Source organism: Fructobacillus tropaeoli (assembly GCF_001047135.2).
Classification (GTDB): domain Bacteria; phylum Bacillota; class Bacilli; order Lactobacillales; family Lactobacillaceae; genus Fructobacillus; species Fructobacillus tropaeoli.
This window is the reverse complement of sequence record NZ_DF968170.1, coordinates 1-280: the sequence shown is the minus strand read 5'-3', so window position 1 is coordinate 280 and position 280 is coordinate 1. Positions and strand designations below refer to the sequence as shown.

General features: G+C 43.6%; 1 protein-coding gene. It reads right to left on the bottom strand.

Going from position 1 to position 280, the window contains the following annotated elements:
• On the bottom strand, positions 1-280 hold a 280-nt coding region (locus AOQ32_RS08840; protein WP_158531908.1), incomplete at both ends, for a prealbumin-like fold domain-containing protein.

The window sequence follows — 280 nt, the reverse complement described above, 5'->3', positions numbered from 1 at the left end:
TTGAATACCGTTGTAACCTGATTGGGAGCTACCTGATGGAGATTGCACGTATTTGAAGCCGTCAAAACTAAAGTTAATCACTTGTTCCTTCGAGGTTTCATTTTGCGTAATCACCGGTGTATCTTGGTCCTGATACTTGATGGCGACATTGTACTTTTGACCGTCCAATTGATACCCTTCAGGCGCCTTGGTTTCTTGCCAGTAATAGTCACCCAATGCTAGATGCTTAACACCTGCTTCATGCAAATCATCGTCAATTCGCAATGTCACTTGATCCCGA